The organism is Lacrimispora algidixylanolytica (genome assembly GCF_003609635.1).
Classification (GTDB): domain Bacteria; phylum Bacillota; class Clostridia; order Lachnospirales; family Lachnospiraceae; genus Lacrimispora; species Lacrimispora algidixylanolytica.
Map to the genome: position 1 here is coordinate 223,565 of NZ_MCIA01000035.1, position 10,131 is coordinate 233,695.

Annotated in this window: 9 protein-coding genes; all 9 read left to right on the forward strand. The window is 41.3% G+C overall.

Annotated features, from left to right (window positions below):
• Positions 1-25 precede the first annotated feature (25 nt).
• Positions 26-1,966 carry a DNA mismatch repair endonuclease MutL gene (mutL, locus tag BET01_RS21380; RefSeq protein WP_120198895.1) on the forward strand — a complete coding sequence of 647 codons (1,941 nt, stop codon included), beginning with the start codon at positions 26-28 and terminating at the stop codon, positions 1,964-1,966.
• Positions 1,966-2,928 carry a tRNA (adenosine(37)-N6)-dimethylallyltransferase MiaA gene (gene miaA, locus BET01_RS21385; protein WP_120198896.1) on the forward strand — a complete coding sequence of 321 codons (963 nt, stop codon included), beginning with the start codon at positions 1,966-1,968 and terminating at the stop codon, positions 2,926-2,928. The genes mutL and miaA overlap by 1 nt, the downstream gene beginning before the upstream one ends.
• The gene (locus tag BET01_RS21390; protein ID WP_120198897.1) at positions 2,919-4,199 is read left to right on the forward strand and encodes a methionine gamma-lyase family protein; all 1,281 of its coding nucleotides are present in this window, start codon (positions 2,919-2,921) and stop codon (positions 4,197-4,199) included. Before miaA ends, BET01_RS21390 begins: the two co-directional genes overlap by 10 nt.
• Positions 4,200-4,290: 91 nt before the next feature.
• The gene (locus BET01_RS21395) at positions 4,291-4,542 is read left to right on the forward strand and encodes a DUF4321 domain-containing protein (protein WP_120198924.1); all 252 of its coding nucleotides are present in this window, start codon (positions 4,291-4,293) and stop codon (positions 4,540-4,542) included.
• 48 nt (positions 4,543-4,590) lie between these two features.
• Positions 4,591-5,286, forward strand: a complete 696-nt coding sequence (gene radC, locus BET01_RS21400; protein WP_120198898.1) for a RadC family protein — start codon at positions 4,591-4,593, stop codon at positions 5,284-5,286.
• On the forward strand, positions 5,287-6,183 hold the full coding sequence (mreC, locus tag BET01_RS21405) for a rod shape-determining protein MreC (protein WP_120198899.1): 897 nt from the start codon (positions 5,287-5,289) through the stop codon (positions 6,181-6,183). It begins immediately after the preceding gene.
• 14 nt (positions 6,184-6,197) lie between these two features.
• On the forward strand, positions 6,198-6,716 hold the full coding sequence (mreD, locus tag BET01_RS21410; protein WP_120198900.1) for a rod shape-determining protein MreD: 519 nt from the start codon (positions 6,198-6,200) through the stop codon (positions 6,714-6,716).
• Positions 6,709-9,573: a penicillin-binding transpeptidase domain-containing protein gene (locus tag BET01_RS21415; RefSeq protein ID WP_120198901.1), complete on the forward strand. Its 2,865-nt coding sequence runs from the start codon at positions 6,709-6,711 to the stop codon at positions 9,571-9,573. Before mreD ends, BET01_RS21415 begins: the two co-directional genes overlap by 8 nt.
• Before the next feature lie 20 nt (positions 9,574-9,593).
• On the forward strand, positions 9,594-10,131 hold a 538-nt coding region (locus BET01_RS21420; RefSeq protein WP_120198902.1), incomplete at its 3' end, for a septum site-determining protein MinC.

Here is a 10,131-nt window from a genome sequence, read left to right on the forward strand (position 1 = left end):
ACGGACAAGCAGAAAGGAGCCTGTTATGCCTAATATAACGATACTGGATCAAAACACCATAAATAAGATTGCAGCTGGTGAAGTTGTTGAACGCCCCGCATCTGTGGTAAAGGAGTTATTAGAAAATGCCATTGATGCAAAGGCCACAGCTGTAACTGTGGAGATCAAAGAAGGGGGAACTACCTTCATCCGGATCACAGATAATGGCTGCGGAATTGCGCGAGAGGAAGTTCCGCTGGCATTTCTGCGCCATTCTACAAGCAAAATAAAATCCGTAGAGGATTTGTTCACCGTTTCATCCCTGGGATTTCGAGGGGAGGCTCTTGCAAGTATCGCTTCCGTATCTCAGGTGGAACTTATTACGAAAACCAGTATTGGACTTACTGGAACCCGCTATCAAATTGACGGTGGGGAGGAAAAAACTCTGGAAGAAATAGGTGCTCCCGAAGGAACTACCTTCATAGCAAGAAACTTATTTTATAACACTCCAGCCAGAAAAAAGTTTCTAAAAACTCCAACGACAGAAGGAGCACATGTGGCAGAACTGGTGGAAAAGCTGGCTTTGTCCCATCCTGAAGTCTCCATCCGCTTTATTCAAAATAACCAGAACAAGCTTCATACCTCTGGAAATCATAATTTAAAGGATATTATATACACCGTATTTGGAAGAGAGATTGCTTCCAATCTTTTAGAGATTTCTGCTAAAAAACCTGAGATATCCATTCAGGGATACATTGGTAAGCCAGTCATTGCCAGAGGAAACCGCAATTATGAAAATTATTTTATAAATGGAAGATATATTAAAAGCAGCGTAATTTGCCGTGCCATCGAAGAAGCATACAAACCATTTATGATGCAACATAAATACCCGTTTACCATGCTACATTTTACGATTGAACCTGAGCTGCTTGACATCAACGTCCATCCCACTAAGATGGAGCTGCGTTTTCGAGATGGAGAAATGGTATACCAGATGGTATACCAAGCAGTTGCCAGTGCTCTTGCCCATAAAGAACTCATTCCTGAGATTGAATTGGAAAAAAAGAAAGAAGAAAGCCATCAAGGCCTTCTTGGTAGAAAGCATGAGCCAGCTCCAGAACCATTTGAACAGAGAAGACTAATGGCAATGCAGCAACAGGCTGCAGCGATAGAAACTGCGAGAGTGCCAACGAAAGAATATAGTATATCCCCTGACTTGACGAGTGGGTTCCAAAAGCGACTGATTCCATCTCAGCCCCCCATCACCCAGCCACAAACAGTTAGAGAACCAGATGATCTTTTGGACAATTGGCTAAAACCTCAGGAACAAGTCGTGGCTGAAGTACAGCCAGAGGAAAAGCCAAAGCAAATGGATCTCTTTGACGGAAAACTGTTAGAACCCAAAGCAAGATCAAAACATAATCTCATTGGGCAGCTTTTTGATACCTACTGGCTGGTGGAATTTAATGAACAGCTTTATATCATTGATCAACATGCTGCCCATGAAAAGGTTTTATATGAGAAAACCATGGCAACACTAAAAACAAGGGAATATACTTCCCAGCTAGTGAATCCTCCCATCATCTTAACCCTAAACCGGAACGAAGAGGTTTTATTAAAACAGCATTTGAAATATTTCAATGAAATGGGTTTTGAGATCGAACCTTTTGGAGGAAGAGAATATGCGGTCAGAGGAGTTCCTGCAAACCTTTTCTCCATTGCAAAGAAAGAACTTTTAATTGAGATGATCGATAGTCTGTCAGAGGAAGGCTCAGCCAGTAATCCAGATATTATATATGAACGAGTAGCTTCCATGTCCTGTAAAGCGGCAGTAAAGGGCGGAAACCGTCTTTCCTTTGCGGAAGCCAATGAGTTGATTGATCAGCTTCTCAGTCTTGAAAACCCTTATGCTTGCCCTCACGGAAGACCTACCATTATTTCCATGAGCAAATATGAGCTGGAAAAGAAATTTAAGAGGATAGTGTAATGAAACCATTGATTATTTTAACCGGTCCTACCGCGGTGGGGAAAACCACTTTGTCTGTTCGTCTTGCAAAAGCGATCGGAGGAGAGATTATAAGTGCAGATTCCATGCAGGTATACCGGCGCATGAATATTGGCTCAGCCAAAATCACAAAAGAAGAGATGATGGGGATCCCCCATCATCTTATTGATGTCTTGGAACCAAATGAGGAATTCAATGTAACTGTATTTCAGGAGATGGCAAAAGCATCATTAGAAGAGATATATTCCAGAGGAAACATCCCTATTTTGGCAGGAGGTACTGGTTTCTATATCCAGGCATTATTAAATGATATCGATTTTACAGAGAATGGTGAGGACACTTCTATAAGAGAAGAATTAGAAGCTCTAGCAGAAGAAAAAGGTGCTGAGCATCTTCATGGGATACTTCTGGCTATTGATCCTGATTCGGCGAAACAGATTCATGCCAACAACATAAAAAGAGTCATTCGAGCCATAGAGTACCACAGACAGACAGGAGAATGCATTTCAGAACATAACAAACGAGAACGGGAAAAGAAATCTCCTTATGACTTTCTCTATTATGTAGTCAATACAGACCGGGATATCTTATATCAAAGAATTGATCAGAGAGTGGATCAGATGGTAGAGCAGGGACTTTTAGAAGAAGTGAAAGAGCTAAAAGCCTCAGGCTGCACCAGGAATATGGTTTCCATGCAGGGGCTTGGTTATAAAGAGATCCTCGATTATCTTCAGGGAGATTGCACCCTATCCGATGCGATATATCTCTTAAAGAGAGACACGAGACATTTTGCCAAACGACAGATTACCTGGTTTAAAAGAGAACGAGATGTAAGGTGGCTGAATCTACCCGACTTTTCCTATGATCAGGATAAGGTACTGGAATCCATGGTAAAGGAAATCAATGAGAAATACGGATTGGAGAATAACGAATCATGGAAATAGATAATATGTATGAGAATCTTGGTATCTGCAAAAAAGTCCTGGATTTTGGAAAAACAATTGAAGAAGGTTTAAAAGAGCATTTTCAAGAAATTGATCAGAATGCAGAATACAATCAAATGAAAGTAATCAAAGCCATGCAGGATAACAGAGTTAGTGACATTCACTTTGCTGCAACCACTGGCTACGGTTACAACGATCTTGGCCGCGATACTCTGGAATCAGTATATGCCAGTGTATTTCATACCGAGACAGCTTTGGTCAGACCAAATCTAATTAGCGGAACTCATGCACTTTCCATCGCACTTTCTGGAAATCTTCGTCCTGGAGACGAATTGCTCTCACCGGCAGGAAAGCCTTACGATACCTTGGAAGAGGTAATCGGAATTAGAGAGAGTACTGGTTCTTTAAAAGAGTATGGAGTCAGTTACCGTCAGGTCGACCTTTTACAAGATGGTACATTCGATTACGAATCTATCAAAAAAGCCATTAACGAGAAAACAAAGTTAGTTACCATTCAAAGATCAAAGGGTTATGATACTCGTCCTACCTTCTCTGTTTCACAGATAGGTGAGCTGATTGCATTTGTTAAGGATATAAAGCCAGATGTAATATGTATGGTAGATAATTGTTATGGTGAATTTGTGGAGCGTATAGAACCATCCGATGTTGGTGCAGACATGATTGTTGGCTCGCTCATTAAAAATCCAGGCGGCGGCCTCGCTCCAATCGGCGGATACATTGCTGGAAAAACAGACTGTATTGACCGAGCATCTTATCGACTAAGTGCACCTGGTCTTGGTAAAGAGGTAGGGGCTAGCCTAGGACTTAATCAAGCCTTTTATCAGGGATTATTTTTATCTCCCACGGTAGTAGCCGGAGCCATTAAAGGTGCTGTTTTTGCAGCAAATGTATATGAAAAGCTAGGTTTCCCTGTAATTCCAAGTGGAAGTGAGTCCCGCCATGACATTATTCAGGCTGTTACCTTTGGAAATCCAGAAAGCGTCATTGCATTTTGTCAGGGAATCCAGGCGGCGGCTCCGGTCGACAGCTTTGTGACGCCGGAACCATGGGATATGCCAGGATACGATGCTCCTGTTATTATGGCGGCTGGGACGTTTGTTCAGGGATCTTCCATTGAATTAAGTGCAGATGGACCTATAAAACCTCCCTACGCCGTCTTTTTTCAGGGCGGACTTACCTGGTATCATGCGAAGCTTGGTATTTTAATGTCCCTCCAAAAGCTTTTGGATGCAGGATTGATCCAAATTTAAAAAAACGGTATACACGTATGGAAAACTATGCTAAAATATTATGATAGGAATGGACATTCCTGCCATTAAACCAAAAGGGGTAGCAGAGCAGATGAAGTACAAAAATTGCTGGGTACTGCTTCTTCTTATGCTTGCCGGTGTTGTACTAGGAGGCTTTATTGGAAATCTTACTGAGGGCATATCCGGATTGTCATGGCTTAATACAGGACAGTCCTTTGGATTTGATACACCCATGGTGGTTAATTTCGGCATTCTAGTCATTACCCTTGGTTTTAATATAAAAATAACCATGGCCGGCATTATAGGATTAGGGGTAGCCCTCATAACGTATCGGTTCATTTGATTCTTACATATGTCTTACACGTACCTGGAGAGTTGCGACAGGAGGCATATGAAACGTATAACCATGAAAGACATCCCATCGGATGAAAGGCCCTACGAAAAGTGTTTGAAAGAAGGGGCACAGAGCTTAAGCGACGCGGAACTTTTGTCTATCATTATCCGCACAGGCAACAGAGAGGAAAATTCTCTGGCGCTGGCACAAAAGATACTAGCCCTAAATTATCCGAAGAAGGGTATTTTAGGGCTTTTGCACTTTTCGATGCAGGAACTTATGCAGATTAAGGGGATTGGAAAAGTCAAAGGTGCTCAGTTACTGTGCATTGGAGAACTATCCAAGCGTATTTGGAAAAAGACGGCTCATCTGGGTGAAGTTTCATTCCATAACCCTCTTGATATCGTGAACTACTATGTAGAGGATATGCGTCACAGGGAACAGGAGCTTGTTTATGTGATGTTCTTGAATACCAAAGGATTCCTTATTAGGGACGTAATGATCTCTCAGGGTACAGTAAATGCATCCGTGGTTTCTCCAAGAGAGATTTTCATTGAAGCGGTTAAGCACCATGCAGTAAGCCTGGTGTTGATCCACAACCATCCAAGCGGTGATCCGGCTCCCAGCAGGGAAGATATCCTTCTTACGAAAAGAGTGAAGGAAGCTGGAGAATTATTAGGAATCCGGCTGTTGGATCACATAATTATTGGAGATAATTGCTATATTAGTTTGAAGGAACGGGGAATTTTGTAAATGGAATCAAAGCGCAGTAAATATGTTCTTATATCTTTAACCGTTTTTTGTGTCCTGTTAATCGGGTTAACTTCGATGCGAGATGAATGGCTGACCCCACTCCGTACCGGTGTGGGCTATATTTTAATACCAGTACAGTCCGGTGTTAATTCGGTAGGTTCCTCTATATACGGTGAAATTACAGACTTGTCTAAATTACGCAATGCTCAAAAAGAAAATAGAGAAATGAAAGATATTATCACACAGCTGACAGAGGAGAATACCAGACTTCAGTCGGAGGAACTTGAACTTAACCGCCTTCGTAAACTTTATGGTTTGGACCAGCAGTACGGTCAATATGAGAAGGTAGGCGCCAGAGTCATTGCCAATGATTCTAGCAACTGGTTTCAGGTATTTCGTATTGATAAGGGCTCCAAGGATGGCATAGCAGTAAATATGAATGTTATGGCTGGCGGCGGCTTAGTGGGAATTGTTACGGATGTGGGTGCTAATTATGCAACAGTCCGTTCAATCATTGATGATTCCAGTCGGGTCAGTGGTATGGCAATGCAATCCGGTGACAGCTGTATCATTGCTGGTGATTTGACCTTATTTAAAGAAGGAAGACTACGAATTACCAACGTTTTAAAGGAAAGCGACTTAAAGGACGGAGATAAGATTGTCACGTCTAATATTAGTTCCGTGTTTCTTCCGGGGCTTTTGGTAGGTTATGCATCTGATATTACCAATGATAGCAACAACGTTACCAAATCCGGATATCTGGTACCTGCCGCAGAGTTTGACAGCCTGCAGGATGTATTAGTAGTTACTAAATTAAAATCTGATATGATGAAAGAAGAAGCTTCCAAGGAGAACCCTCCAGCTGAAACACAGGCGACAGAAGGTGCTTCTAGGTAGCGAAAAGGAGTAACATGAGACGTATTTTCTTCAACGTACTGCTGATTATTCTGGCATTTACGATTCAAAATTGTATATTTCCGTTGCTACCGTTTTTATCCGCTTCTCCAAATCTGCTTTTAATTCTGACATTTTCCTTTGGTTTTATACACGGAAAAGAGGCCGGAATGTATTACGGACTGCTTTCCGGATTATTAATGGATTTGTTTTATACTGGCCCATTCGGATTTTACACTCTTATTTTTCTATATGTAGGATATGTGAATGGTATCTGTACGAAGTATTATTACGAAGATTATATCACCCTTCCTTTAATACTCAGCGTGTTAAATGAATTGGCTTATAACTTTTACATTTACGTTTTCCGGTTCCTGATTCGCCAGAAGTTAAGAGTTGGATACTATTTCATAAACATAGTTTTACCGGAAATCATTTTTACCGTGGTGACGACGCTGCTTCTTTATCGGGTATTCCTGATATTGAACCGACATTTAGAAGACACAGGAAAAAGAGGAGATTCTAACATTGTTTAGGGATTTATTGGATATCGCTTCTGAGTTTTTTAAAAAAGTCGTCTCATCGCGGCTTTTTATACTTGGAACCATTTGTTTTGCCATGTATGCGGGCTTAGTAAGCAAGCTATTCCATATGCAGATCATCAATGGAGAAAAAGCCCTTAATGAATATCTTCAGATTACAGAGCAGACTATTACCAGTGCCGGTACAAGGGGTAATATTTATGACCGGAACGGAAAGGTTTTGGCCTATAATAAGCTTGCTTATTCGGTAACGGTTCAGGACACCGGTGCTTATAAGAATTCTGCCGCTAAAAACAATATGTATCTAAATTTGGTACGGATACTTCAGAAGCATAAAGAGACCATTCAGAGTAAATTTGAAGTGGCCATTGACCCAAACGGTGATATGGTTTATACCTCATCCTCTGAGGCATCAAGAAAACGCTTTTTACGAGATTATTATGGTTTAAAAAGCATAGAGGAACTAGATGATGAAAAAAGCAAATATCCTTCCAATTTAAGTGCCAAAGAGTTGTTTGAAAAAACCTGCAAAGAGAACGGACTTGTGGATCTAAAGGACTCTGATGGTAATATGGTGTCTTTGACAGATCAAGAGGCCCTTGATATTATCAATATTCGATATGCCCTTCGGCTCATGTCATACCGAAAATATGAAGCAACCACAGTAGCTTCCCAGGTGAGCGATGAAACCGTAGCGGACATTTTGGAACATCTTAGTGATATACAAGGCGTTAGTGTAGAAGAAACTACCATCCGAGCCTATAATTACAGCATCCCTTTTGCCCCTATCATAGGTTATACTGGAAAAGTTCCTGAGGACCAGTTAGATGAGCTTCAAAAGAAGCAACAAGACTATGATATTAACGATATTATAGGGCGCACTGGGATTGAATATACGATGGAGCATTCTCTTCAAGGAACCAAAGGGAAAAAGACGATTTATAAGGACAGCGTAGGCAGGATTCGAGAAACAAAGGATGAGACAGACTCCTCCGCTGGAGATGATGTTTATTTAAATCAGGATGCTGACCTTCAAGTAGGTATTTATCATTTAATTGAACAATCTTTGGCTGGTGTCCTTATTAAAACCATTGTTAATGGCGATTATCAAGTGGGTGCTAATACAGATGGTTCTAATATGAAGATACCGGTTAAGGACGCTTATTATCAGCTTATTAATAACAACGTACTTTCTCTTAAAGCTTTAGAAGACGCAGATGCTTCTGATACGGAAAAGAATATTTATACCAAATATACCTCCTCTCAAAAGCAAATATTCAAAAACTTGAGGAATGAATTATTAAGCGATCATGCGACTGCGATGAAAGACATGCCGGAAGATATGAAAGCTTACATGATTTACATTTATACATACCTCTCAGGTCCTACCGTAGGCATTATTAAAGAAGACTTAATAGATACCTCTAGTGAGGAGTATCAGGCATGGAAGTCTAATGAAATAAGCTTAAGAAATTTTCTGTATTATGGTATCGCAAATGGTTGGGTGGATACCACAAAGCTTGAGACTGATTCTAAGTATTCCAATGCAGATGATACCTTTGAAAAACTTGTAGATTATGTTCTGAGCAATTTAGAGGAAGACCGTAACTTTACTAAGAAAATTTACCGTTATCTCATCAACGATGATGTTATTACAGGCCAGGAATTATGCCTAGCCCTGTACGATCAAGGAGTATTAAAGGACAGTGGGCAAGATGCCGCACAGCTTAGGGCAACTGGAGATGCATATTCCTTTTTGTTAAAGAAATTGTCCACTCTGGAAATCACACCGGCACAGCTTGCATTATCTCCCTGCAATGCAGGCGTTGTTGTAACCAATGATAAAACAGGTGAAGTGCTTGCACTCGTATCTTATCCAGGATATGATAATAACCGGATTGGCGACGGCACCTATTTTAGCCAGCTCCAGGCAGATATGTCTCTGCCCCTTTATAACAATGCGACTCAAACTAGAAAAGCACCAGGTTCAACCTTTAAACCTATTACTGCAGTCGCAGCTCTTGAAGAACGTGTAATTACAACCGATGAGACCATTAACTGTACCGGTATCTATACCGAGGTGGAACCTCCAATCAAATGCTGGATCTATTCCGGTCATCATGGCCCATTAAATATGATTGGCGGAATCGAAAATTCCTGTAACTATTTATTCGCAGATTTAGGACATCGTTTATCAACCGATTCTGCAGGTGTATATTCTCCGGATTTGGGACTGGATGTTTTACGGACTTATGCGACCAAGTTTGGACTTGATCACAAGTCCGGTGTGGAAATTGCAGAGCTTGACCCTCAAATTTCCAAAGACGCTCCAGAGCGTTCTGCCATGGGCCAGGGAAGCCATGCGTTCACCAATGTGCAACTTTCCAGGTATGTAGCGGCAATAGCCAATAGAGGAACCGTTTTTGAACTCAGTCTACTGGATAAAACAACGGATTCTGAAGGTAATCTGATAGAAGATTATACCCCTAAGATTTCTTCTCATATTGACGCGGCGACAACAACGTGGGATACTGTACAACAGGGAATGAGAGAAGTGATTGCAAATGGTTCAACCAAAAGGTTGTTTACTGACCTTGAAGTGGAGATTGCAGGTAAGACTGGTACCGCTCAGGAAGCCCGTAATAAACCGAACCATGCTTTCTTTATTTCTTATGCGCCATATGACAATCCGGAGATCTGTGTTACTGTGAATATTCCTTATGGCTATTCATCATCGAATGCAGCCAATATAGCGAAGAATGTTTACAAGTATTACTATGGTTATACAGACTTAGAATCCATTGTAAACGCGGGGGCCCTGGATGCAGCGAAGGTCAATATTCGCGATTAACTAGGATAAGAGGTGATATGATGCATAATACCGTAGTGATTAAAAGCAACAGAGCAGGTATGACTGTCATCCTGGACCCGGACATCCCTTTCCCTCAGCTTCTTTCTGACATTGGGAAAAAATTTGGGGATAATTCAAAATTCTGGGGATCAGTACAAATGACCCTGACTCTTGAAGGCAGGCAACTAACATCAGAAGAAGAATTCGCAATCATTAACCAGATTACGAATCATTCCAATGTGGAAATTATCTGCATCGTAGATACAGATGCAAAACGGTTGGAACGATGTGAAAAAGCACTGAACGAGAAACTTATGGAACTGTCTTGTCAGACTGGCCAGTTCTTTAAAGGTAATTTACAAAGCGGAGAGACTTTGGAATCGGAAGCCAGCATTGTCATCATCGGAGATGTATGCAAAGGAGCAAAGGTACTTGCGAAAGGGAATGTAATTGTTCTTGGCAAGCTTACCGGCACCGTTTGCGCGGGAGTGGCAGGTAATAAGGATGCGCTTATTACGGCTCTTGAGATGGCGCCCATGCAGCTTCGTATTGCAGATT